Annotated in this window: 23 protein-coding genes; 9 read left to right on the top strand and 14 right to left on the bottom strand. The window is 43.1% G+C overall.

What is annotated here, in order from left to right; all coding sequences use genetic code 11:
• Window positions 1–11: 11 nt before the first annotated feature.
• The 5 genes from FTV25_RS05710 to efp all read right to left on the bottom strand — a co-directional run bounded on the left by FTV25_RS05710 (window position 12) and on the right by efp (window position 5,424).
• Complete coding sequence (locus FTV25_RS05710) at window positions 12–917, bottom strand: DUF58 domain-containing protein (RefSeq protein WP_180003435.1); 906 nt, start codon at window positions 915–917, stop codon at window positions 12–14.
• Window positions 918–929: 12 nt separating this feature from the next.
• Complete coding sequence (locus FTV25_RS05705) at window positions 930–1,880, bottom strand: MoxR family ATPase (protein ID WP_125278423.1); 951 nt, start codon at window positions 1,878–1,880, stop codon at window positions 930–932.
• 390 nt (window positions 1,881–2,270) lie between these two features.
• Window positions 2,271–2,573, bottom strand: a complete 303-nt coding sequence (locus FTV25_RS05700) for a YbdD/YjiX family protein (protein WP_004782606.1) — start codon at window positions 2,571–2,573, stop codon at window positions 2,271–2,273.
• Window positions 2,574–2,583: 10 nt separating this feature from the next.
• The gene (locus tag FTV25_RS05695; RefSeq protein ID WP_034702078.1) at window positions 2,584–4,683 is read right to left on the bottom strand and encodes a carbon starvation CstA family protein; all 2,100 of its coding nucleotides are present in this window, start codon (window positions 4,681–4,683) and stop codon (window positions 2,584–2,586) included.
• A gap of 171 nt (window positions 4,684–4,854) precedes the next feature.
• Window positions 4,855–5,424, bottom strand: coding sequence for an elongation factor P (gene efp / locus FTV25_RS05690; protein WP_004782608.1), 570 nt, complete (start codon window positions 5,422–5,424; stop codon window positions 4,855–4,857).
• A 378-nt stretch (window positions 5,425–5,802) separates the two neighbouring features.
• Between efp and epmB the strand changes: the two genes are divergently transcribed.
• The 3 genes from epmB to FTV25_RS05675 are packed head-to-tail and all read left to right on the top strand — an operon-like array spanning window position 5,803 to window position 10,727.
• Window positions 5,803–6,825: an EF-P beta-lysylation protein EpmB gene (gene epmB, locus FTV25_RS05685; protein WP_004782609.1), complete on the top strand. Its 1,023-nt coding sequence runs from the start codon at window positions 5,803–5,805 to the stop codon at window positions 6,823–6,825.
• A 9-nt stretch (window positions 6,826–6,834) separates the two neighbouring features.
• Window positions 6,835–8,580: a GTPase gene (locus FTV25_RS05680; RefSeq protein WP_180003437.1), complete on the top strand. Its 1,746-nt coding sequence runs from the start codon at window positions 6,835–6,837 to the stop codon at window positions 8,578–8,580.
• Entirely contained in the window at window positions 8,562–10,727 is a 2,166-nt protein-coding gene (locus FTV25_RS05675) for an EAL domain-containing protein (RefSeq protein WP_180003439.1), read from the top strand. The genes FTV25_RS05680 and FTV25_RS05675 overlap by 19 nt, the downstream gene beginning before the upstream one ends.
• Window positions 10,728–10,824: 97 nt before the next feature.
• Here FTV25_RS05675 and rpmE read toward each other — a convergent pair whose 3' ends face one another.
• The 4 genes from rpmE to FTV25_RS05655 form a co-directional block, all read right to left on the bottom strand.
• Window positions 10,825–11,049 (bottom strand): 50S ribosomal protein L31, encoded by a 225-nt coding sequence (gene rpmE, locus FTV25_RS05670; protein ID WP_004782616.1) that lies wholly within the window; start codon window positions 11,047–11,049, stop codon window positions 10,825–10,827.
• 203 nt (window positions 11,050–11,252) lie between these two features.
• Window positions 11,253–12,230, bottom strand: a complete 978-nt coding sequence (locus tag FTV25_RS05665) for a bile acid:sodium symporter family protein (protein WP_180003441.1) — start codon at window positions 12,228–12,230, stop codon at window positions 11,253–11,255.
• Between the two features lie 144 nt (window positions 12,231–12,374).
• Window positions 12,375–12,776 (bottom strand): lactoylglutathione lyase, encoded by a 402-nt coding sequence (gene gloA / locus FTV25_RS05660; protein WP_004782618.1) that lies wholly within the window; start codon window positions 12,774–12,776, stop codon window positions 12,375–12,377.
• 1 nt (window position 12,777) lies between these two features.
• On the bottom strand, window positions 12,778–14,949 hold the full coding sequence (locus tag FTV25_RS05655; RefSeq protein WP_373683620.1) for an MFS transporter: 2,172 nt from the start codon (window positions 14,947–14,949) through the stop codon (window positions 12,778–12,780).
• A gap of 178 nt (window positions 14,950–15,127) precedes the next feature.
• Between FTV25_RS05655 and FTV25_RS05650 the strand changes: the two genes are divergently transcribed.
• Window positions 15,128–17,782 carry a Lon protease family protein gene (locus FTV25_RS05650; protein ID WP_180003444.1) on the top strand — a complete coding sequence of 885 codons (2,655 nt, stop codon included), beginning with the start codon at window positions 15,128–15,130 and terminating at the stop codon, window positions 17,780–17,782.
• A gap of 85 nt (window positions 17,783–17,867) precedes the next feature.
• Here FTV25_RS05650 and grxD read toward each other — a convergent pair whose 3' ends face one another.
• A complete protein-coding gene (grxD, locus tag FTV25_RS05645) occupies window positions 17,868–18,209 on the bottom strand; it encodes a Grx4 family monothiol glutaredoxin (protein ID WP_034702064.1) in 342 nt (113 codons plus the stop codon).
• A gap of 160 nt (window positions 18,210–18,369) precedes the next feature.
• Between grxD and FTV25_RS05640 the strand changes: the two genes are divergently transcribed.
• Window positions 18,370–19,581, top strand: coding sequence for an aspartate aminotransferase family protein (locus FTV25_RS05640; RefSeq protein ID WP_034702061.1), 1,212 nt, complete (start codon window positions 18,370–18,372; stop codon window positions 19,579–19,581).
• Between the two features lie 57 nt (window positions 19,582–19,638).
• Here the strand turns inward: FTV25_RS05640 and FTV25_RS05635 are convergent, their stop codons facing one another.
• The 3 genes from FTV25_RS05635 to surE form a co-directional block, all read right to left on the bottom strand.
• Window positions 19,639–20,568, bottom strand: coding sequence for a LysR family transcriptional regulator (locus FTV25_RS05635; protein WP_034702058.1), 930 nt, complete (start codon window positions 20,566–20,568; stop codon window positions 19,639–19,641).
• Window positions 20,569–20,659: 91 nt separating this feature from the next.
• A complete protein-coding gene (locus tag FTV25_RS05630) occupies window positions 20,660–21,499 on the bottom strand; it encodes a peptidoglycan DD-metalloendopeptidase family protein (protein ID WP_159123134.1) in 840 nt (279 codons plus the stop codon).
• Window positions 21,500–21,606: 107 nt separating this feature from the next.
• Window positions 21,607–22,383, bottom strand: coding sequence for a 5'/3'-nucleotidase SurE (surE, locus tag FTV25_RS05625; protein WP_125278414.1), 777 nt, complete (start codon window positions 22,381–22,383; stop codon window positions 21,607–21,609).
• Between the two features lie 108 nt (window positions 22,384–22,491).
• Between surE and FTV25_RS05620 the strand changes: the two genes are divergently transcribed.
• The 4 genes from FTV25_RS05620 (at window position 22,492) to FTV25_RS05605 (ending at window position 25,314) form a co-directional block, all read left to right on the top strand.
• The gene (locus FTV25_RS05620; protein WP_004782632.1) at window positions 22,492–22,863 is read left to right on the top strand and encodes an MCR_0457 family protein; all 372 of its coding nucleotides are present in this window, start codon (window positions 22,492–22,494) and stop codon (window positions 22,861–22,863) included.
• Between the two features lie 159 nt (window positions 22,864–23,022).
• On the top strand, window positions 23,023–23,403 hold the full coding sequence (locus tag FTV25_RS05615) for an MCR_0457 family protein (protein ID WP_004782633.1): 381 nt from the start codon (window positions 23,023–23,025) through the stop codon (window positions 23,401–23,403).
• Between the two features lie 128 nt (window positions 23,404–23,531).
• Window positions 23,532–24,680, top strand: a complete 1,149-nt coding sequence (gene dacC / locus FTV25_RS05610; RefSeq protein ID WP_180009794.1) for a D-alanyl-D-alanine carboxypeptidase PBP5/6 — start codon at window positions 23,532–23,534, stop codon at window positions 24,678–24,680.
• Between the two features lie 103 nt (window positions 24,681–24,783).
• A complete protein-coding gene (locus FTV25_RS05605; protein ID WP_180003447.1) occupies window positions 24,784–25,314 on the top strand; it encodes a gamma carbonic anhydrase family protein in 531 nt (176 codons plus the stop codon).
• 39 nt (window positions 25,315–25,353) lie between these two features.
• Here the strand turns inward: FTV25_RS05605 and FTV25_RS05600 are convergent, their stop codons facing one another.
• Window positions 25,354–25,869, bottom strand: a complete 516-nt coding sequence (locus tag FTV25_RS05600; RefSeq protein ID WP_180003449.1) for a DUF1543 domain-containing protein — start codon at window positions 25,867–25,869, stop codon at window positions 25,354–25,356.
• Window positions 25,870–26,115: the final 246 nt, after the last annotated feature.

The following is a 26,115-nucleotide window of genomic DNA, read 5'->3' as shown; positions in this document are numbered from 1 at the left end:
AGATTCACCCGTTATGCCTGAGCCAATAATTGTTTGGCCTTACGTAACTGTTCTTCACCTGCTCCCTGCGGCAATTCTGCCTGAGGTAAATGCAGTGCATATGCACATTGCTGCTGCTCACATTGCTCAATCAGTCCCATCATCAAGCCCAGTTTCTCCTCATGCGACTGGCTAGGCATGTGTTCATAATGAATCTCAAAGCTATGTTCATCCTGATACTGTTCAAAGACTTTGACATACAAGCCTTGCCCACGTGCAAACTGTTTCCAGGAAACCGCCTGCAATGAGTCTCCAGATTGATAATTTCGTAATTCACGGAACTCATCCATATCCGGTTCAAAGCTATTCTGATAAATCTTGTTTTCTGAAGTATTGATTTGAGCTTTAGGTGCCACCCAGGCAAACTGATGATGATAAAGATAGGTCCAGGCTCGAACCAGGCCAAAGGGATAAACCGAATAGATCTGAATCACCGGATACTCAAATTTACCGCGACGTTCCGCATAAAATGGTAGCATCCAATGCTGCTTTTGTTCAGTCAGATAAACTTTCTCCAGCTGATTGCCCGCCTTGATATACAGATAACGTGGCTGGGCTGTCGCTTGCTGAAAATAAAAATGCAGATTAAGTGCATGACCCACCTGCCCGACGTCTTCAGCAATCATTTCAATATCCAGATCATGCAACTGTTTAAAGGTCAGATAGAAGCTGACACATAGCACTGCACTAATCAGAAAGCAGAAACCTAAAATCAGGTTATTGGCATAGTTCACGCCAGCGATAAAGGTGATAAAAATCAGAACCAGATACAGATAGCCCTGCTGATAAATAAAGACCAGTACATCCTTTTGAGAAAGTCGTTTTTGCTGTGAAAATTGAAAGCGTTTCGCCAGCCAGTTTTGCCAGGTTTTATCCAAGAGCGGACTCCTTTAACTGACTGCGACCTGTTGCATCACATTTAATGTTTCTGCATCGCTCAGCCCCAGACGATGGGCGGCGACTGCCACAAAAACGGCTTGTACATCGTCCGGAGTTACGAAGCTACGTTGCTGAATAATGGCATTCGCCTGTGCTGCACGTTTAAGCGCCAGCAAACCTCGTGTTGATAAGCCTTGGCGTTTCTTACGGGTTTCTTCCGCAAGATCTAGCATATATTCCTGAACCGCTTCACTGATAAAAATCTGCTGGGTCAACTGCTGTAATTCCAGCACTTCATTTTCAGTAAATACATGTGCCAAGCTAGCGATCAAGGCAAAACGGGATTCTTGCTGTAATAACAGTTTTTCAGCATGTCGGGATGGATAACCTAAAGACAGACGCATTAAAAAGCGGTCTAGCTGAGATTCAGGCAAGGCATAAGTGCCACTTTGAAATAAGGGGTTCTGGGTCGCGATTACCCAGAATGGCTTAGGCAAAGCATAACGTATCCCATCGACAGTGGCATAGCCTTCTTCCATCGCCTCCAGCAAGGCACTCTGAGTTTTGGGACTGGAACGGTTAATTTCATCTGCCAGCAAAATCTGGGTAAAAATAGGCCCCTGCTTAAACTCGAATTGATGTTCTTTCTGGTTAAACATATTGATACCGATCACATCACTGGCCAGCATGTCATTGGTAAACTGAATCCGCTGAAATTTCAGTCCTGCGAGATGGGCTAGGCTGCTTGCCAATGTTGTCTTGCCCAAACCGGGTAAATCTTCAAACAAGACATGCCCGCCTGCAATCAGACAGCATAGTGCTAATCTGGTCTGTGCATGTTTATCCAGAACAATGGCATTAATTTCTTGGAAAAATTTTTGAATCTTGGGTGCATAATCAGCCAGCTTCTGTTCAAGCTCATCATTGTTGTGCGCAATATCCAGCTTTTCTTTTTGTTTCATGCCCCAGATCACAATATTTTCCCTAATAAAACATGCTGTAGGATTAACATACACTGTTTTTTAAAATTCCCCAAAGATCAGTCATCTGCCGACTTTATTTCTGCAGAATAAATTAGGAATTTTAGAAATTTTATATGATTAAATTTCCTATAAGAGCCAATTGAAGCTTTAAGATTAAAGTTTAGAAAAATTACATTTTGATTGGCATATTTATTAGAGAAAACAGGTTATTAAAAACCTTTGAGATCTGAACTTATACCTAAAAGGTAAAGACTTTTAAAAATTTAAATTCCCAATGTCAAAATAGATCATAATTTTGTTTTATCTTGTTTGAATCCTAAAATTTGCCCATAAAAAAGCGCCCCGAAAGGCGCTCATTTTATTCATCCATTAGCATGGACACTTCTTCATATCTCCACCGGCAGAGGGATAACGCGAATCTACACAGTGACGATAAAATGTTTTAGGGTCCATCGCTTCCAGATCAGGATGGTGCTTTTTCATATGCGCCAGATAGGTCTGATAATCCGGCACACCCACCATCAGGCGGAAACTCTGCTGTAAACGCTGCCACAACGTTGCAATCCGTGACCAGTTTTTCGGGTTCAGGATTAAGTCTTTTTGTGACATCACGGTCATCTTGATGATTTTATAGATAACCGCTTTTCCACCTTTAGCAAACTTCAAGTTCATGCGCTGCTCCTTAATGTCCTTTTGCAGGCTGAATTTCTTCAGGATCGCGATATACTGCTTCTGCTTCATTTACGGTTGGTACCGGGCTCGCCAGGGCACGACGGATCACGCCAATCGCAGCAAATAGCATTACAAACGCTACGATCATGAAGAAGCCACAAAGTGCTGCGTTGATCTGGTTCGACATTGCGACAGTCTGCATTTCAGCCAGGGTTTTCGCTGGTGCCAGAATTTCATTATTCGCAATTGCCGTATTGAAACGCTCTGCCTGTGCCAGGAAACCGATCTTTGGATTTTCATGGAAAATCTTCTGCCAGCCTGCCGTCATTGAAGTAATAAACAGGAATACGGTTGGAACAATGGTTACCCACACATATTTCTCTTTCTTCATCTTGAACAGGATGACTGTACCCAGAATCAATGCCATTGCAGCCAGAATCTGGTTACCAATACCGAACAGTGGCCACAAGCTGTTAATACCGCCTAATGGATCAACAACGCCCTGATAAACGAAGAAACCCCAGCCAGCCACAGCAACGGCTGTACCCAGCATATTACCGAAGAAGTTATGAGATTGTTTTACCGCAGGAATCACGATACCAACTGTATCCTGAACCATGAAGCGACATGCACGAGTACCCGCATCTACCGCTGTCAAAATGAATAAAGCTTCAAACAGAATTGCAAAGTGATACCAGAAGGCCATCATTTCACGGCTGTTAAAGATTTCGGTAATGATATGCGCCATACCAATCGCGAAAGTTGGTGCACCACCCGTACGTGACAGAATCGAGTTCTCACCTACTTCCTGAGCCAAGAGAGTCAGCGCTTCAGGCGTTACCACAAAACCAAGATTACGTACTGCTTCAGCTGCAGTATCTACGGTTGTACCTAGTAGTGCTGCTGGTGAGTTAATCGCGAAGTACACACCTGGATCAAGAATCGCGGCACAGATCAAAGCCATGATCGCAACAAATGATTCCATCAACATACCGCCATAACCGATTATCCGGATATCGCGTTCGTTGTTGACCAGTTTCGGTGTCGTACCTGAAGAAACCAGTGCGTGGAAACCGGAAATCGCACCGCAGGCAATGGTAATAAACAGAAATGGGAACATTGAACCAGCGAATACTGGGCCTGTACCATCAACAAATTTGGTAATCGCTGGCAATTTCATTTCCGGCATCGCGAACAGAATACCAATCGCCAGACCGGCAATTACACCAATTTTCAGGAAGGTCGATAAATAGTCACGTGGTGCAAGTAATAACCAGACGGGCAATACCGATGCAATAAAACCATAAATGATTAGTGCCCAAGTCAGCTCAGTACCCGTTAAGGTAAATAGCTGCCCCCAGTATGGATGCTGTGCAACGTTTTCACCATAGATAATGCCAAGCATCATCAATACGAAACCAATGATCGAAACTTCTGCAATTTTACCCGGACGGATAAATCGCATGTAGATACCCATGAAGATGGCGATCGGAATCGTAGCTGCAATACTGAATACGCCCCATGGACTATTGGTCAGTGCTTTGACAACCACTAGCGCCAATACTGCAAGGATGATGATCATTACGCCCAGCGCACCAAGCATCACGATAATACCAGCAAAGGTACCCAGTTCCTGTTTTGCCATTTCACCCAGTGAACGGCCGTCACGACGGGTAGAAATAAACAGTACCAGGAAGTCCTGTACCGCACCTGCCAGTACCACACCGACCAGTAGCCAGATCGTGCCTGGCAGATAACCCATCTGCGCTGCAAGGATAGGACCGACTAAAGGACCCGCACCGGCAATCGCGGCAAAATGGTGACCGAATAACACGCTTTTATTGGTCGGCACATAATCCAGACCATCACCCAGACGATGTGCGGGTGTTAAACGGCGTGCGTTCAGTTCAAAAACTTTATTGGCAATAAATAAACTGTAGAAACGGTAAGCGATGCTGTACACACAGGCTGCGGCCAGTACCAGCCAGACTGCATTCACATGCTCACCACGACTGAGTGCAAGTATCCCGAAGGAGACTGCCCCGACTATGGCTACCAGGAGCCAGATGATTTTCGAAGTCATGGTTGACTTCTGTTGTAAAGTTTCCATTCAATCCCTCATTTTGTGAAGCATATAAATCAGCGTGATTTTTTTATTCGAGGTACTGCTGTTTTCCCTTGCGACTTTACGCTTGTTCCTGTCTAATTCCTCTAAGACTTTGGCATAAAAAAAGGGGATGATTTTAGTCATCCCCTTTGATAATAGTCTATTTTCCGACCATTATGCACGTTCTAAATAGTCACCAGTACGGGTGTCTACGCGAACGCTTTCTTCTTGCTGAACGAATAATGGAACACGTACTACTGCACCTGTTTCAAGTTTCGCTGGTTTACCGCCACCGCCAGAAGTATCGCCACGAACGCCTGGATCAGTTTCAACGATTTTTAATACTACGAAGTTTGGTGGGCTTACTGTTAAAGGTACGCCATTCCATAACATGATAGTACATTTTTCATTTGAATCGTCTTTTAACCATTTTGCAGCGTCGCCCATTGCTGTTTTATCAGCAGCGATCTGTTCAAAGGTTACAGGATCCATGAAGTTCCACATTTCGCCATCGTTGTACAAATATTCCATTTCTACTTCTACGATGTCTGCAGCTTCTAGAGAATCACCAGATTTAAAAGTTTTTTCCAAAACTTTACCACTGCGAAGGTTACGTAATTTAACGCGGTTGAACGCCTGGCCTTTACCTGGTTTAACGTATTCGTTTTCCATGATTGAACATGGGTTACCATCAAGCATAACCTTCAGGCCAGACTTGAAATCGTTCGTAGAATAATAGGCCATGATTGGCTCACTCCAAACTTACTAACTTTAAGCTATTGATGCTATGGGCTGTTGCAATGTCATTTAGCAAGTCTGACACGAACATGAGTTGCCACATGCACATTCATTTAATGTTGCGTATTCTAAATGAGCAATACACCAAGTCGCAACGAAAAAATCGGTTTTAACTTGCTGACACTGCTTAACTTAACATCAGCTATTCCAATACTGGTGCACAACCAGTCTTCCAAGCACATAAAAGTCTCTATGCTTTTGCATACCATAGCAAACTGATCGTGTTTAGAGAAATTTTAGCCAGCTTTCACATTCCCATCTGTAGACAAACTGCTAAACTGCGCACTTCTGGCTATCGCCTTCATCTTTTTTTGATCTTCCGGCATGACACAGTATTTATATCAAGAAGCAAATTGGCAATCGCAACTGAGTGATCTGATCACTGATCCACAGGAATTACTGCAAATTCTACAGCTTTCTCCAGATCAGCTGTTATCTGGTGCTCTGCTGGCCTCTCAAGCCTTTAAACTACGTGTGCCGCGAGCTTTTGTTTCCAGAATGCAGCCAGGCAATCCTTTAGATCCACTTTTATTACAAGTGTTACCACATCATCTGGAACTGGAAGATCATCCGGGATTTGTCACCGATCCCCTAGGTGAAGAACAAGCCAACCAGCAGCCTGGTGTTCTACATAAATATAAGTCACGTTTTTTACTGACCTTAACCGGTGCCTGTGCAGTCCACTGTCGTTACTGTTTCCGCCGCCATTTCCCTTATCAGGAAAATCTGCCTAAAAATGAAGACTGGATTAATATCAAACAATATCTGGAAAGCCAGCCAGATATTAATGAAGTAATTCTAAGCGGCGGCGATCCACTGACCTTATCTAACCGAAAATTAAAAACCTGGATTGAACGACTAGAATCGGTACCACATCTCAAATTTTTAAGAATACATTCACGAGTTCCTATTGTGATCCCAAACCGGATCGACGAAGAGCTACTAAGCATGTTAAAAAACAGTAGGCTACGTATTATTCTAGTGGTACACTCGAACCATGCATCAGAGCTGGATGACCTGACCTGTAAGCAGCTTAATCAGCTGGTTCAGCATCAGATCACGGTACTCAATCAGGCAGTTTTATTAAAAGGGGTTAATGATTCTGCTCAAGTTTTGATTGATTTAAGCTATCGCTTGTTTGATGCTGGCGTGATGCCCTATTATTTACATGTACTTGATAAAGTAAAAGGTGCGCATCATTTTGATTTACCTGCTGAGCACATCAATGAGATTTATACAGAAGTTTTAGCGAACCTGCCGGGGTATCTGGTTCCTAAACTAGTTCGAGAAATAGCGGGCGAGAAGAATAAGACACCGCTTTTTGGGGTTTCAACATTTTTGAGTTAAATAATAAAGATGAGTAAGCATACTGCAGACATTTTTCAGACAACGGCTGAACTCACCATAGAACAGCTAAGTTTTTGTCCCACAAATGCCAAAGCATTGCAGGAATGGGTCGCAGGAATTTCAATCCTGCAATTGGGGAATTCATCCAAGTCTCTGTTCAGTGCTTTACTGGAAATTTCCGAACTGAAATGTGCGGAAACCTTGCGTTTTGACCTGATTCAGGTATTGCACCCTACCCTTGAAAATGTTTTGGCCAGTCTTGAGAAACATTTCGTCAATCAGGGTCTGATCACGACAGATCGCAATGACCAGATTATTGAGCTGGCTATGCTGTTACGCAGCTATTTTGCCAAAATCTATATAGATATTGCCAAACGCTGTAATCATCAGCTGAATCATCAAAAGTTTTCACTATTTTCCTTGGGCAAAAAGAAAAGCCTGCAAAGTGCCCGGATGGTGTCTATTTACTATGGCCTGCAACAGTTAAGTCTCCTGCTCTATCAACAGCATATGCTGTATAGCACACCTGGCGCCGGTCAGTGGTTGGCAGCACATCAGTTGCTTGAATGTGCGATGGAAAATAATTTCTATCAGACCAACATCAATCAGGTTCTTGGCACCCAGCACGAAATCCAGAATATTACCCAAGCCTATGCACGACTGATTTTGCTGGATATTTTCAATACTCATCAGATCCGCCCAGCTGAGATTCAGGGATTATATTTATGCAGTGCGGACTGGGCGAAACTGGTTCAGATTCTGCCAAAAGAAACCACACTGTCACGTTATGTGGTTGATGCCAGCAAAGATCATCCGCCTTTACTGAATTCTCATCAGGGTCAGCATTTCCAGCCAAGTTTCTATATTTCGACACAAAACCTGATGGAACACCTGACCGGCACTCAAAGCAAAAATGCCCAGTATCTGTCACGTAATGAAAAGCTGTTCCTGACACCTGCCCTGCATTTTCATATCTATAACCTGCTTTCGAATAATGTCGAACGCCGTCATGAACGTTATGAATATTCCGCACAGATCAATATCTGCTTTGGCTTAACGGTGGCGCATTTTTATCTGTCTAAGGGTAAAAACTTTAATGAAACGCTGGAACTGGAAGGTAATTATGGTTTCCAGAGCGAAAGCAGTTTTGTCAGCTCAATGCATAATGCCGTTCCAAGCGGATTCAGCAGTATCAAGGCGCTCGATCGCGAAGCCAAACAGATTCATACCGCTGAAGTTCTCGATATCAGTGTCAATGGTTACCGGATTAAATGGTCAGGTATCACGCCTGCCAATCTGAAAACTGGCGAATTTATTCTGGTTCAGGAAAAGTCTCAAAGCCAGTGGCGTGGCGGAGTCATTCGCTGGATCAAACAGTCAGCAGATAAAAGTCTGGAAATTGGCCTGGAAATTCTGGCACAGGAACTGTTTCCTTGCGCAGTTTATGCCCGTACCGACAAACACAGTATCAATTATCAGCCAGCTATTCTGGTACAGATGCCCCAACTCGATCAGGTCTCAACCAGTATTATTGTCTCTGGCTCACAAATGTTTAGGGAAAAACAGACCATTCATTTACGTCTTGGCCAAAAAGAACTCAGAATCTACCTGACCAAGGCACAGCTCATTACACAAAGTTTTATCCGTTTTGACTATGAATTATTAAATGATCAAGAAGAAGATGTCATCGAAAACTTTATACATAAGCAATTGAATGAAACTAGAAATCACGATTTATGGGAAGCATTGAAGTGAGAAATCCATTATTGTCTAAAAAGTTAAAACGTACTGAAACACGTTTACTGATCATTGATGATAATCAAATTAGATATAACCAAATCCGTGATCTCTTAACCAGTAATGAATATCAGGTCGACGCCGTTCTGCTTGATGATCTGCAATCTTTTGAAAAACAGTTAAACTTTAACTGGGACCTGATTATTTTTGGTCGTGCTTATGATCTGAAATATGAACAGGCCTTAAGTCTGGTTCAACTTTCGCAGCAACCTGATCTTCCTATTCTTTTGTTAAAGCCGGAAGATTATCAGGCTGAACAATATGCCCAATATATCCGTAAAGGCATTTTTGACATTCTGAATCTGGATTATCCAGACCGCTTCTTCCTGAATCTGGTGCGTGCCCTTTCCTTTAGCCGTACCATGCAAGCCCAGCGCCATTTAATGGAAGAACTGGAAACTGCACAAAGCCAGGCACAATCACTGGTAGAAGACAGTAACCGTGCAGTCGCAACCATTCAGGAAGGCATTCATATTCAGGCCAATGCCGATTATCTCAAACTGTTTGGACTCAAAAGCGAGGACGATATTATCGGTCTGCCACTTTTAGACCTATTACAGCCGCAAGATTTAAATGATTTTAAATCCCGCTTTAAAAAGATTTCTCAGGGTCAGTTTGATTTAGGCCGTTTTGATATTACTTCTTCGAATCCAAATGTGGCTGCTGCCAACCCGCTAAAACTGGAATTTCTGGCATCTAGCGCTGAAGAAGATGCACTTCAAATCACGATTGATACAGCGACTAATCAGGCGAGTGCCTCTTCTGAAAAAGTTGCAAACAAGCCAAATACCTTACAGTCACTTAAGCGTGAACTCAATCGTGAACCGGCCAAAGCCAATGCATTGATCACGTTCTCCTTTGCTGCGTATGAGCCGCAAGTCCTGAATGGTGATTGGGCGACCTACTTAGGTTATTTCCATGAAGTTAAGAAATTTCTAAAAGAGCAGGTTCGTATTCCACTCTTTAAACTGGAACATGATGTTCTGGTGGGGATCATTCAGGCAGATGCGCAAGACATTCTGGAATCCAAACTTGTTGGGTTAGGTTCATTGACCAAACCACAGCTTATTACAGTGAATCAGCAAACTTATCCGCTCAATCTACGCATCGGTTATACCCTGCTTGACGGTGAGTTGCGTGATGAAAGCCATTGTAATGAATTAGTCGGTCGGGCCTTCTCTACTCCTTTACCACAAGCACAAAAAACGTCTGAATTTGTTCTGGATATTCCTGCAACGACTCAGGAATCGATTTCAATGCCGAGCATTGACTTCACGGTTTCAGAACCCGTTATTCCAGCGTCTGAGTCCATACCGGTCAGTCCGGCAGTCAGCACTGTACCACTCACAACCTCTCCAGTATTAAAAGCACTGCGTGAATGTCTGGAACGTGGTGAAATTCATCTGAAATATCAACAGCTCTATGATAAAGAAGATACCAACCTCTATATGTATGAGGTGACTAGTGGCTTTATCTTTGAAAATAAATGGCAGGATATTTCTTCCTTGATGGAACTCAATGAAGATGATGAATTGTCTATTAAACTCGATCGCTGGATTCTAGTTGAATCAAGCAAACAGTTGCATAACTTCATTACCCAGTATCCGGATGCCCGTTTAATCGTGAACCTGAACCGTGCGGTGCTATTTAAAGACCGTACTTTCCCTGAATTTATTTCCAAACTAATTACCATTATTCGCAGTAAAGTCGAGCATCCTTTAACTTTACAGTTCTCTGAAGAGGATATCCTGATGAACCAGCAGGATGCGCAGAAATATCTACGTACTTTACGTGAACATGGCGCGCGGATTGCGATTCGTAACTTTGGTCACTCAATGTATAGTGAAACCTTGCTACGTGAGTTCGATATCAATGGTCTGAGCCTGGATAGCAAACTAACCAAGATGCTGAACAACGATGCTGAAATTGAACAGCTACAGGAAAAAATCACCACGTACAATGAAATCAAACCAGTGAATATCATGATTCGTGAACTGAATGACATGACCTTATTTGCGAATGCCTGGAACGTGGATGCCCGCTTTATTCAGGGTGATTATTTCCAGAAAAAACTGGATCATCTGATTGATGTACAAGACCACTAAGGTCTTGTACTCGCCTTTCAATCTAGAAACGTGAAATGATTTTCTAAATTGCAGGCACAAAAAAACGGGCATAAAGCCCGTTTTTTCATTTTGGGTATTAACGTTTAACAGAACGTGACATACCAGCAAAACGTTGTTTGAACTTGTCGATACGGCCGCCAGTGTCAACGTTCTTTTGCTTACCAGTGTAGAATGGGTGGCAAGCTGAGCATACGTCTAGGTAAAGAGTTTCTTTACCAACAGCTGAACGAGTTTCGATTACGTTACCACATGAACAAGTAGCAACTAGTTTTTCGTATTTTGGGTGAATATCGGCGCGCATCGTCGATTACTCCATTAAGATGAAAGAAGGTTTTGCTGTCATCGCAATTGATCACTCTCAAATATTGAGGAAGGGCCAGAATCAGGATTCAGGCAGATCAACACCACAACAGACCATTCTTTTGGCCCACCGAGACGGATACCGTCAGAGCTAAGCACAACAAGTTGGGCAGTATTATACGGCAAACAAAAGCAATAAGCGAATTATTCTTCTGTATGTACCGCCTGTTTGGCCCAGAGATTCGCAATCACGCCGCAGGCCATCAGCTGGATTTGATGGAAAATCATAATCGGTAAAACTATCATGCCAAGTGGCTGACCTATAAATAGAATCTGTGCCATCGGTACACCACTGGCCAGTGTTTTTTTGGAACCACAAAAGAACACCGTTTTCTGGTCGGCGCGATTAAAGCCCAGCCAGCGTGGGATAAATAATGACAACAGCATTACGATGGTCAATAAAACCGAACATGCCAGCAGCAGTAAGAGCAAAGTACTTAAGCTGACTTCACGCCAAAGCCCAGCCACCACCGCACTGCTAAACGCCCCATAAACCACCATCAGAATTGAGCCCTGATCGAATACCTTGACGATCTTGGGCATTTGCTGCATTTTTGGGAAAATCCAGGGACGCAGTAACTGGCCTAAAATAAAAGGCACCAATAACAGCAGTGTAATCTGTAGAATCGATGCCGTAGGATCGAAGCCATGCTGGGATTGCCCAAGAATAAAGAATGCGACCAGCATCGGGGTAATGAACATCCCGATAATATTGGAAAAAGAAGCACTACAGATCGCACCGGCAATATTTCCCTGAGCCACTGAGGTAAAGGCGATCGAAGACTGTACGGTTGATGGCAGGAAGCACATAAACAGGAATCCCCAATATAATTCCTGCCCCAGCATTGGTAATAATATCGGCTTTGCCAGCAAGCCTAAAATTGGAAAAAGTGCAAAGGTCAAGGCAAAGACCAAAGTGTGTAATTTCCAGTGCATCAAGCCTTCAATTACGGCTTCACGCGAAAGCTTGGCACCATGCAGGAAAAACAGGATCGCAATGGCTGCTGTCGTAATCCAGCTAAAGACTTCAGCTGCCTGCCCTGACACTGGCAATACACTGGCCAGTAACACCATAACAAAGAGCAAGATCGTAAAGCGGTCCAATGCCAGCAGTTTAAGCATCTGATGTCCTTCCCTCAAAATTTTATTATTCGATAAAAAATACCCGGCTATCTTAACAGATGCCGGGTCCATGTTATGCATTCAGATTGAAGGAATATTTTCATCCATACATGAATACATTTCACATATATCGCTTTATAACACTTAGTTATTACGTGCGTTGTTGTCTTGCTGGATTAGCTCGATTTTATAGCCGTCTGGATCTTCCACAAATGCAATGACAGTGACACCGCCTTTCATTGGGCCAGCTTCACGAACAACATTGCCACCACGTGCCTTGATTTCTTCACATGCTTTATAAGCATCATCTACCGCAATCGCAATATGACCGTAGCCATTGCCCAGGTCATAGCTTTCTGTATCCCAGTTATGGGTCAGTTCAAGCACAGTGTGATTTTCCTCATCGCCATAACCCACAAAAGCCAAGGTAAAACGACCTTCTTCATAATCACGCTTACGAAGTAAAGTCATACCAAGAACTTCAGTATAGAACTTGAGTGATTGTTCCAGATTGCCTACACGTAACATGGTATGCAGCATGCGCATATTAATCATCCTTATTTACAGATTGTTTTTGGTGTTCACCGAGCAATTTTGCCACCCAAACGACCAGAATCAGGATTGGAATCCCGATTAAAGTGGTCATCAGGAAGAAATTCGGATAACCGATATTGGTCACTATAGTACCCGAATATCCACCTAAAATCTTAGGAGTCAAGGTCATGAGTGAGCTAAAAATAGCATACTGAACAGCGGTAAAGGACACACTGGTCAGACTGGACAGGAAGGCAATAAAAGCAGCGCCTGCGAGACCTGCGGCCAGATTATCGACAATAATTGCAAAATATAGCCACCATGAACTATACGGTTTAATCACCTTACCTTGAATTTCAACATTCTCGCCTGTTCCAATTGTAATCGGCTGAATATCAATATCCATCGGATTGGCCTGTGTCTGCGACAAGTCCACAGCATATGAATGCTGCTGGGTCACTATTGGCTGCTCCTGCTGCATTAAGCTTGCATTGATTCGCTTCACAGGTGCAGTAATCAGTTTCTCGGCAGGAATAGCAGCACTAAAGACACGCTCTTCATCCAGCTTGGCATCGAATTTATCGCCATTCAGCTCTAATACAATTTTTTGCTCTGCAGTTAAATCCGGCCCTAGATACTGACCGCGAACCACGATGCTATTCTCCTGCTCATTGGCACTGATCAGGTTATCTGTGGTAACAGGCAGAAGCTGTAATTGTGCTGCTTGCGAAGCATTCTGTTGCAGATAAGGCAGGTTGACTTGTACTGCATCTGCCGGATGATTCAGATAATGTGCACGAACCTGAATCTGTTCGGCCTCTTTAAAAGCAGTAGTGGGCACATTCAGTTTCCAGTAACCGACTTCATCTGTATCTGCCTGAAAGGTTTGCTGGCCTACCTGAACTTCGACCTGTCCCAGCTTTTCACCAGACTTTACTAAGCCAATAAAAATCAGATTGGTTGAACAGGCCAAAATCGCGCCTACAAACATCAGTTTCATGATGTTCATTTTCTGAGCCAGCAAGCCACCTAAAAAACCGCCAAGCAGGGAGAAAATTACCCCATACACTTTCACAGCTTCAGCAATCTGTTCCTTGCTAAAATTCAGATCCTGATAGAACACATTGGAAATCACACCGGCAATAATATCGGAGACCCTATAAAAACCGATCAGCAATAACAACACCAAAGCCAGTTTTAAACCATAGCGATCAAAGAAATCTGCTACGGGATTGACCCAGGTTTCGAATGCCATTTGCTTATTCACAGCACCCATTTTGACCAGAATCGTACCCACACCGAAAGCGACAGCACCTGAACCGATAAAGCGTAAAGCCTCAAAACAGAACAAGGCAAAAGTATCCTGAATTGCCCACTGTGCAGTGATACTAGATACCAAGTCACCGGAATAGACATAGCTCAGAACAAAGCTGATAACTGCCACAAAAAACACGCCGACGAGACGGAAATAATCACTGCGCTGATAATCTTTACGTGCCCGATCCACTTGAGGCTCACGGATGACCAGTGTGGTAATAATCCCGACCAGCATAACCGCTGCCATCGCCAGATAAGTCCATTTCCAGGCATCATAGATATAGTTGCCTTTGGCTGTACCTAAATACGCCGCCAGAAACAGAGCTCCAGCCCCAGCCACAATCATCCCGATCCGGTAACCCGCGTTATAGGTGGAAGCCAGTACGGTCTGCATCTGGGTTTCGGCCAGCTCGATACGGTAAGCATCAATGACAATATCCTGTGTTGCCGCCGAGAACCCTAGCAGTACTGCACCCAATGCCATCTGCTGTAAATGTGCCTGCCCCAATGCCGGATCTGAAAAAGCCATAATTGAAATCGCAGTTACAATCAGGATCTGAGCAATCAATAGCCAGGCTCTTCGTCTACCCAAAGCTTTAGTCAAAAATGGGACAGGTAATTCATCGATGAGTGGCGCCCAGACGAACTTGAATGAATAGCCAAGGGCAGCCCAGCTGAAAAAGGTCACGGCACTTTTACTGATTCCGGCTTCACCGAGCCATAAAGACAAACTGGAAAAAATCAAAAGAATCGGGACACCGGCTGAAAATCCGAGAAACAGCATGATCAGGGCACGTCGATCCAGAAATGCTGTAAATGCGGATTTCCAACCCGTCGTTTGTGTTGTCATTGCCTTGTTATTTTCCACGAAAACCAATTGCTGCTATTCAATCCTTTAATAACGTATCTTTCAACAAAATTTATATATTTCTCGCATGCCCGATTTTTTATTTTGTGGCAAAACTGACATGTTGGCTTGAATTTTTCAAGTAAATCTGTATACCTTAAACCTTATCCACGTCATATTTCGTTTTGGACTTTCAACAGTGACTCAGAGACTCGATCAAATTCATTCTTCAATTTCAAGTAATACAACTATATCTCAACAAAACATCAGCTCCGACCTACTTATCTCAGCCTTTGAACAAAGCGAAATTACACCAACCCTTGAAAAGACATGCCTGAAACCGGTACAACTGACGCGTATTGCCGATCCGGATAAAATCCCGGCATCAACCAAGCGAATCAAGCCTTTAAATAATTTTTTAGGCCAGGACCGTGCCCGTGCTTCGGTTGAAGCCGGTATTGCCCTGCCATATTCAGGCTATAACATCTTTGCCGTGGGTACAGCTGGACTCGGTAAACGCACCATGGTGAAGCGTTTGCTGCAGCAACATGCCAAAACCATGCAAACGCCAAATGACTGGGTCTACGTCAATAATTTTCAGAATCCTCGTCAGCCTATCGCACTGGAATTTCCAGCCGGTCAGGGGCCCAAGTTTCAGGCGATGCTGCATCAAAGCTGGCAATCCATTCTAAAACAGCTTGAACGTCGTTTTACTGCGGAAAGCTATCACAACAGGATTGAAATGATTCGCCAGGAAACGGGTGATGAACAGCAACTCGCCTTGATCGAACTAACCCGTGAAGGTGAAGAACTCGATCTGAAACTGATTTCCCGCAATGATGAACATTGTTTTGTGCCAATTCATCTGAAAGATGACAAAGTACAGGAAATGTCTCAGGAAGATCTGAATGCTTTAAGCAATAAAGATCGTGCTGAGATTGCTTCTAACATGCGTTACATGGACAAGAAACTGGAACGCCTGGGACTTCATTTGGGTGACCTGGAAGATGATGCGCGTGACCGTGTTCAAGTATTGAACCGTGATATCGCTAAACAGGTAGTCATGCCACGCGTTGAGCAGATGCTGACTAAATTCAAGCATGTCGAAGGTCTGGAACAATATCTGAAGCAATATGCTGAAGACATTATTAATAATGTTGAAATTGTACTGGAACAGGAAGAAGACGATTTTACCCCTGCCCAGTTTAGCCGCGTACCAGCGCGCTTCCAGGCCAATGTGATTGTCACCCATAAGCCAAATAGCGGTGCACCCGTTATTTTTGAAGATTTCCCGACGCATTACAATCTATTGGGTCATGTGGAACAGTTGACCCAAAATGGTACGATTACTACAGATTTCACACTGATCCGTCCCGGCTCCTTGCATAATGCCAATGGCGGTTTCCTGATGCTTGAAGCTGAACAATTACTGGAACAGCCATATGCATGGCAAGGTCTGAAACGTGCCCTGAAATCTGGGCATCTCAAGCTTTCATCTTTAGAGCATATGCTGACTCTCACCGGTAGCATTTCCATTGAACCAGCTTCTATTCCGCTGAATATCAAAGTGGTGCTGCTGGCAGAGCCAGAAATTTATTATGAAATTCTGGAACTTGAACCAGAACTAGGCAGTATCTTTAAAATCCGTGCTGATTTTACCGATACCTTGCAACGTAATGATGAAAATGAGCAAGCCTATATGCAGCTCATTGCTGACTATGTGCAATCAGATAAATTATTACCATTTGACCGTTCTGCATTATCTGCCCTGCTGACCGACTCAAGTCGTCAGGCTGAAGATCAGAGTTCCCTGTCACTACATGCATTAACGCTGGGCGACCTGATTCGTGAAGCGCATCATCATGCATTCGAAGCGGGTGATAAGATGGTGTCGGAAAAGCATATCAATACCGCACTGGATCATCGTAAATATCGCTTAGGCTATTTACGTGAGCTATTCTGGCAAGATCTGACCCGTGGCACTCAACTGATTGAAACTCGCGGTCATCGTCTAGGCCAAATCAATGCGCTGTCTGTGATTCATTATGCAGATGTTGAATTTGGTCTACCTTCACGCTTAACTGCTTCTGTATATCAAGGTGGCGGTGATATTCTGGATATCGAACGTAGTGTAGAACTTGGCGGTTCTTTGCATGCTAAGGGCGTGCTATTGATGGCCTCCTTTCTAAAAGCCCATTTTGGTCGTGAACAGACCCTGCACTTCTCTGCCGCTTTAGCTTTCGAACAAAGCTATGGTCAGGTGGATGGTGACAGCGCGACAGTTGCTGAACTTTCAGCGCTGATTTCTGCGATTAGTCAGTTACCGATCGACCAGTCCTGGGCGATTACCGGTTCTATGAACCAGCTTGGTCAAGTACAACCGATTGGTGGTGTCAATGCGAAGATTGAAGGTTTCTTCGATGCCTGTAAGTTGCAAGGCCTGACAGGTAAGCAGGGTGTGATTATTCCACGACAAAATATGCAGCATCTGATGTTACGTAAAGATGTCATTGCTGCAGTCGAAGATGGTCAATTCCATATTCATGCCATTGATAATATCGCGCAGGCTTTGGAAATCCTGATGGCACGTCCGGTCGGGACTATGGACAAGAAAGGTCGTTATAGCAAAAACTCGATCTTTGCTGCTGTGATGGAACAACTCGAATACTGGCAAGCCATTGAAGATGGTGCCGAGTTTGAGGAAGAACCTAAGAAAAAGAAAAAAAAGAAGAAAAAGAAAAAAGATAAGGCGCCTATAAAGGAAGTTCTGACCGATCCAGATACCTTAGCTGAGGCCTTGGTTGCTGAATCAAAAGAACTAGAAAAATCTGAGGGTCAGCAGGCAGAAGATTAATTCTGCCCCCTGCCTCACTATTCACCCATAAAAAAAGCGCTTCTCTCGGAAGCGCTTTTTCACATCTATCAGTTTAATCCAAGGATTAAGCTTCAGGTGCTGGACTGTATTGCTCTACTAAAGGCTGTAATTCACCTTTTTGGAACATTTCGAGCATGATGTCACTACCACCGATCAATTCACCATTGATCCAAAGTTGTGGGAATGTCGGCCAGTTCGCAATTTGTGGCAGAGTTGCACGAATATCCGGGTTTTCCAGAATATTAACATAAGCAAATGGACGACCAATTTGACTGAGTGCTTCTACCGCACGTGCAGAAAAACCACATTGTGGAAATTGTGGTGTGCCTTTCATATAAAGAAGTACTGCGTGCTTGGCAATTTGGTCACGAATTAACGCTTCGGTATCGCGTGCTTGTTCAGTCATTGATAAATCCTCAACTAATCTGTCTCGCATTATACCCAAAATAGAGAAAAACAGTACGTCTAAAGTAATAAATCCATTTTTATTTACAATTACCCTTTAAATCTGACCAAGTTTTTGCTTATATAAGTTTTTCTTTCCACCTAACAGTAAAGAGTTAGTCATGAACAATATTACCCTCGCTCCGGTACAAACTGATCAACCTTCACATTTGATGCCAGTCTTTGGTCGTCAACCGATCAGCTTTGTCCGAGGACGAGGTGCATATCTTTATACCGAAGATGGTACAGAGTATTTAGATGCCTTAACTGGGATCGCCGTTTGCGGTTTGGGTCATGCTCATCCAGTGATTGCTGAAGCAATTGCGGAACAAGCTGCAACCCTGATTCATACCAGCAACCTTTTTGAAGTGCCTTGGCAAACTGCTGCTGCACAGAAACTGGCTGAAGTCGCTGGCATGGAAGAAGTTTTCTTCTCCAACAGTGGTGCAGAATCGAACGAAGGCGCTATCAAAATTGCGCGTAAATTCGGTCATATGCAAGGTATTGCGTCACCAAAAATTATTGTAGCTGACAAATCTTTCCATGGCCGTACGCTGGCAACCCTATCTGCAACGGGTAACAAAAAAGTTCAACAAGGCTTTGGTCCATTGGTTGAAGGTTTTATTCGTGTACCTTTTGGTGATATTGAAGCCATTGAAGAAGCTGCAATTAACCATCCGGATATCGTGGCTATTCTGGTTGAACCGATTCAGGGTGAAGGTGGTGTCAACACTGCACCGCAAGGCTTTAGCTACCTAGAAGAAATCCGTCAGATCTGTAATCAGCACAACTGGTTAATGATGCTGGATGAAGTACAAACAGGTAATGGCCGTACCGGTAAATATTTTGCTTATCAGCACACCAATATTGTGCCGGATGTACTGACCACAGCTAAAGGTCTGGGCAATGGCTTCCCGATTGGTGCCGTGATGACTCAAGGTCGTGGTGTCGGTGTTTTGACTGCGGGTAACCACGGTTCGACTTATAGCGGTACTGCATTGGGTTCACGCGTGGTTTATACCATTATCGATATTATGCAAAAAGAGAATATCGTGGCCAATGCCGCTGAAAAAGGTGCATATATTGTTGAGCAGTTACGTAACCAGCTTGCAGATCATCAAGTGACTGTACGCGGTTTCGGTCTGATGATCGGGATTGAGTTGCCTAAAGACTGCGGTGAGCTGGTGGATATTGCACGCGATGAATACAAAACCATTATCAACGTGACTGCAGGTAATGTCGTTCGTCTGTTGCCTACCCTGAACATTACTCAGGAACAGGCCGATCAACTGATCGAACGTTTAGTGAAAATGATCAAGGCTTATCTTGCTTAAGTCTATCTTGAACAACAAAAAAGCCGCTTTAAAGCGGCTTTTTTGTTTATAGGGAATTTATGATGCGACTTGTAACAAACGTCCACCAGAGATCTGGCTAAAATATTGTTTCAATGCCTCCAGACAGCGCAGGACTTTAGTCGGTTGCTGTTCTCGATTAGGCATAACTGCATAAAGGGTGACTGGCGGAAGTTTCCATTCAGGCAAGACTTCAATCAGTGAACCATTTAATAAATCTTTTTTAACATCAAGATATAAAATCTTAGCAACCCCATTGCCTTGCAGGCACATGGCTTTTGCAACCAGGCTGTTATTGGTACTAAAGCGTGAGCTCAGTTCAAATTCAACCTTTTCTGCACTATGCACATGCTGAAAACTGAAATTCTGATGATTTTTAATATGCGTTAAAGGCAAAACATCATGATGTTTCAGGTCTTCAGGACGCGAGATAATGGCGGTCTGGTTAATATAGCTTGGCGCAGCAACAAGAATCTGTTCAATCTGCATTAATGGCACAACCTGAAGGTTGTGATCATCATCGTTCTGGTCAAATCGCAGGGCAATATCAATACGCCCTTCCAACAAATCAACCTCATGATTGTTTGTTTCCAGGTGGACTGTCAGGCCACGGTGTGCGGACATCCAGTGAGAAAGTGCAGGAATCACATGATTCGCACATACTTCCGGTAAGGATACAATACGAAGTTCACCAACAAGATCATCACGTAACTCGTTAATGCGAACCTTTCCACGCTCAGCAGCAGACAACATTTCCTGGCAGCTGTGAAAAAAAGCTTGTCCCGCTTCGGTCAGACTTAATTTTCTCGTAGAACGATTTAGAAGTACAACTTCCATATCCTGTTCTAAAGAGCGAATTTGTTGACTCACGGCGCTGGTTGTAATCCCTAGCTCACGTGCAGCACCGCTAAACGAGTTCTTTTCCACAACACAAGCAAAGACACCCATTGCTCGAAGTTGATCTAACATAAATTCCCCTCTAAACTTATGAGATGCTTCATCTTTTGATAAAAGCAACTCATTGTATTATACGGTGAAATTTACGTTTTGCATTATTTATTTAATTATTTGGTAAAACTGCTGTTGGATTAATCGGTTTTCCGTCTAAGCGAACCTGAAACTCAAGCATAGTACGGGTTGTACCAGTCGCCCCCATCTCGGCAATTTTTTGACCAGCCGTTACATTTTGGCCACTTTTCACGCTTAATTTACTGTTATGCGCATAAGCGGTGATATAGCCATTAATATGTTTAACTAATACCAGATTACCATATTCCTTCAGGCCATCTGCTGCATATACCACCTGCCCATCTGCTGCAGCAAAGACCGGATCTCCGACATTACCGCCATAACGGGTACCTTTGATATTTGCAGCCAGATCATAGTTTTGTAATACCGGACCATTTGATGGCTTGACCCAACGTAATCCCGCTGCTGTCGATACTGGGGTAATCGGTGCAGAAGTAGTGGTGGCAGGTTTTGGCGTAGTCTTAACAGTCGTTGGAGCTGGAGTGGTTGGCGCTGAAATCGCAATCGTTTGACGCTGAATCGGGGCAGCTTGGGTAACAGGTTGAGTCGCTGTAGTACGGCGCGCAGTAGTGTTATTTTTCAGGCGAATCGACTGACCCACATAAATACGATACGGTGGAGCAATATCATTCATCTCTGCCACACTGATATAGCTCAGACCATAACGTGCTGCAATGCCACTCAAAGTATCCCCAGAGCGTACCGTATAGAAGTCAGGCGCTGCGGCATAGCGGGTCATATTATTGACCTGAGGTTTAGTGGCACAACCAGTAATAATCATTGTGGAAACAACCACAGTGGACAAAACCAGAGTTTTGATGAAGCTGGATGGTGAAGCATGAATGAAGTATTTCGGTGACACCAAGGACATTATCTTCCTCTCTAACATCTATACGGTTGCAAAAACCCAGTAAGATTAGCAAAGTTTTACTACAATATACTTGTAAGCTTTCATTTTTCACAAACTTATAACATTCATTAGATTTTATTTAGAATCTGGGCTTGCAAAGTGTGAAGTGTGTCATAGTTTGTGGCATCCATCTGAATTGGCGTCACGCTTACATAGCCATTGGCAATTGCAAAAAAGTCTGACTCGATTTCAGTTCCTTTATGTTTTGGCATTGCGACTGCTTCACCCGATAGCCCAATCCAGTAAACCTGACGACCACGTGGATCTACATGACTGGTAATCGGCTTGGACTGGCTACGGCGTCCCTGAAAGGTCACTTTAGTTCCTTTCAGCTCAGCCACATCAGGAATATTCACATTAAAAATATGACGCTCAGGCAAAGTCGGCAAACCTGCCGCAATAAAATCATGTACCCATTGCGCTGCAATGCGATAATCTTCTGGTAAGGTATAAGATCGAACGTTTTGCCCACATAGAGAAACTGCTAATGCAGGTTGTTTGGCCAGACGGCCTTCAAATGCAGCCCCCACCGTACCCGAGTACAGCACATCATCTCCCAGATTGGCACCACTGTTAATGCCGCTGACCACCAGATCGAATTCAACATCAAATAAGCCGTTCATGGCCAGATAGACACAGTCAGCCGGCGTGCCATTAACCGCCCATACATCGGGAGAAATCTGGATCGGTCTTAATGGTCGGTCTAAAGTCAGTGCACTGGAAAATCCGCTACGTTCACTTTCTGGAGCTACCACCACAACACGTCCTAAAGGCCTCAAGGCCTGCGCCAGTGCCTGTATACCTGGTGCAAAAACGCCATCATCATTGGAAATTAATATATTCACTGCAAAATCTCGTTGAGCTAAAAAATGACTCGCTAGGACATTTCATTGTATTAGTTCAGGAATTATATATATTTGTAGCACGATATCCATTAATACATATGGCTTAAGATGATGAAAAAATTCTCTCTTTGGGGTACTTTGGCTTTAAGTTTGGCAACTTTTGTTTCTCCTGCAGTTATTGCCAATGATTTGACAGCTGAAGAAAATGACATGATCGTGAAAGAAGATGTCGCATCTGCACAGGTAATGATTGAAGTATGCCCGGGCATTATTGGTCAGAATGCAAAATTCGATACAACGATTCAGCAGCTGATTCAATCTTATCTAAAAGAATACTCAGACAAATCGATGACCTATCAAAAACTTCAGGCAGACAGTGAATACAAGACTGTGCTTGAAGAAGCACGTCAAGGTGCAAAACAGACTGCAAAAGACGAACAAAAAACAGCGTGTGAAGACGTTTTAGCTTATCAGGAATAAGGTCTTTCTCACTGAAATGAGACGATGCCAGCATCGTCTTTTTTCTCTTACACATTTCTTCATAATTCTACAGCTTCACTACATTTCCCCTCTTTTCAATTTTGAAAATATCTTTAAGCTAACAAATTATTGTTCTACATGTAATTTTTGAGTTTTTTGATGAAACATACATTAATTAAAAGTTTAAGTTTATCTGTTGTTGCTGGTATGACACTTTGGGGAAGCTCGGTTTATGCAGCAAATGAAAATATTGAAGTCACCCCGAGTCAGGAAATCACCAAGCAAGAATTAGCTGCAATTTATGTCCTTTCTGAAATTTGCCCAAGCATGGTCAAAGACAAAGCAAAATTCAATCAGGGGTATAACCAGCTGGTGACTGAATATTTGCCCGGCCAAAAAAATCCGGTTGAGCGCCTGAACCAGATGGTAAAACAGTCAGATTTCCGTAACATTCTGGCCGAAGCACAGAGTGATGCCAAAAAGGCTGGCAAGAAAAAGAATCAGGCCATTTGCAATGAGTTGGTGAGCTACAGTAAATAATCCACTTTTTGCGTGATTGCTTACAATACTTTTGAAATAACCCCGGGTTTCCCATAGAAGTCAGCCTAGCTTTGTCCTAAAATGCTAGGCTCTTCGTGCTTACATCAAGATATTGGAACCCACTAGAAATGACCCAAAAAACTGCCCTTGCTGCATTATTATTAATTCCTAGTTTTAGCTTTGCAGCAACTGTCTTATCTGCACCACCAGAATTGAATAATAAATCTTATGTGCTAATGGACTACGAGACAGGGCAAATTCTCGCATCAAAAAATGAAAATGAAAAATTAGCCCCTGCTTCAATGACCAAGATGATGACCAGTTACATCATCGAGCAGAAGTTATTAAGTGGTGAGCTGACTGAAGATGAACAGGTTCGCATGAATGAATCTGCATGGTGCCGTGGTAGCAGTGCAGAATCATGTATGTATGTGCCTTTAAATGGTACGGCGACTGCACTAGAAATGTTGCGCGGAATTATTATCCAGTCTGGTAACGATGCATCTAAGGCGATGGCTGAACATATTGCAGGGAACGAGGGTACCTTTGCACATATGATGAACCAGGAAGCAAAACGGATCGGCATGACCAATACCAGCTTCATCAACTCAACTGGTATGCCAGCTGAAGGCCATTATTCAACTGCGAAAGATATGGCAATTTTGGCTCAGCACATCATCAAAGACAGTTCAAAATACTATCCAATCTACTCTGAAAAAGAGTTTACTTTTAACGGGATTAAGCAAGGCAACCGTAATGCCCTGCTCTATACTGATCCAAGTGTAGATGGTTTGAAAACTGGTCATACTGATGAAGCCGGTTACTGCTTAACGACCTCTTCAAAACGCGGTCCGACTCGTCTGATTTCAGTGATTTTTGGTGCACCAACCATGAATGAACGTGCATCACAAACACGTGAACTTCTGGCTTGGGGTTATGCGAACTTTGAAACCAAAAATGTTCAACCCGCTAAACAGGTTCTAGCCAAGTCTAAAGTCTGGTTTGGTAAGGAAAATGAAGTTCAGATCGGACTTGCAGAAAACTTTAACGTGACTATGCCTAAAGGTCAGGCCAATGCCATCAAGACTCAATTGGTCGTTCAGCCTAAACTGACTGCGCCTTTACAACCAGGTCAAGTCGTAGGTAAATATGTGGCGACTTTAAACGGCAAAGTGATTGCTGAGAAACCACTTGTTGCACTGAAAGCAGTTGAAGAAGCTGGTTTCTTTGCCCGCATGCTGGATCATATCAAACAATTCTTTAGTAACCTGTTCTAATATTTATTATCAATATTAGATCTTACTAAAGCCAAAGCACACATTCATCGAATGTGTGCTTTTTTATTTTATAATGCTTATAAACTTTCAGGATGATACTGACATGAGCCAAAACATTCGCCCTTATCTGGATACTCGCCCGCAAGTCGCTGACTCTTGTTATATCGATCCGATGGCGGTGGTCGTAGGTGATGTCGTTTTAGGCGAAAATGTATCTGTGTGGCCTTTTGCCGTAATTCGTGGTGATGTGAATCATATTCGTATTGGCAAGAACTCGAATGTACAGGATCATTCTATGTTGCATGTGAGTCATAAAAAGGCGGATAAACCTGAAGGTTCACCACTGATTATTGGTGAAAATGTGACGATTGGTCATCATGTAAAATTACATGGCTGTACCATCGGTAATCGTGTTTTAGTGGGTATCGGTACAATTATTCTCGATGACGTGATTATTGAAGATGATGTGATGATTGGAGCAGGTTCACTGGTACCACCGAATAAGGTATTAGAAAGTGGATACTTGTATGTAGGCAGTCCAGTCAAAAAAGTGCGTCCACTGACTGAAAAGGAAATAGCTTTCTTGCCTTATTCAGCACAAAACTATGTGAAAGTCTCAGGCCATTACAAATAAATCGATAAATTAAGGCTACTTTACGTAGCCTTATTTAAATCAAGGAATAACCACATAATCATTCTTAAAACTATTGGCTTTAAAGTCTCCCTCTACCAGATGCACAAATTTCTGGTCAATCTTGTTCAGTTCTAAACAATCATCCACATCAATCACGGCATCGGTATGAGGTTTAAACCAAGTTTTTTCAATGGCCAGCTTGCCTTGTGCTTTAGCCTCAGTCTTATTTTTAGCAGCAACTACCAGATATTTATGGATTTCACCAAACTGATCTGGCACATAAGCACCTAAATTGATCAGGAATAATTTTAAATCCTGTTTTACAGGTATATCCGTCACCTGAACCTGATAATTCAGATCCTGATAGCTAACACCATTGATCGTCATCCAGCCATCGACATGCAGGCCTTTTTGCACACCAAACCATTGTTCCTTCAGATATGGAAAAGCTGTCTTAATATCTGAACTAATGACCGGAACTACATCATGTACTTCTACATTGGCTTTTTCATGCTTGCCGCCCAATAAAGTAATGTAGAGCTTGAGTTCAGACATAAAAAAATCCTTTAAAAGCAAAATAGAGAGACTTTAGCCGCATAGTGTAAATGAAACTTACTCGTTCAACTTCAAGTCAATCATCTCATATTTTTAAAAACCTGAAATTTACTTAAATCAGCATCAACATATTGGATAAAAAAATCCTAATTTGATCTATTTTTAAGCAAGCTTATTTGTATTAAAATAAGGTCCGAATTCCCCTTCTCTTATAAGTGAGTCACGCCAATGAAGTAAGTCTATTTT

Source organism: Acinetobacter sp. YH12249, assembly GCF_013417475.1.
Lineage (GTDB): Bacteria > Pseudomonadota > Gammaproteobacteria > Pseudomonadales > Moraxellaceae > Acinetobacter.
This window is presented reverse-complemented; position numbering and strand designations above follow the sequence as displayed.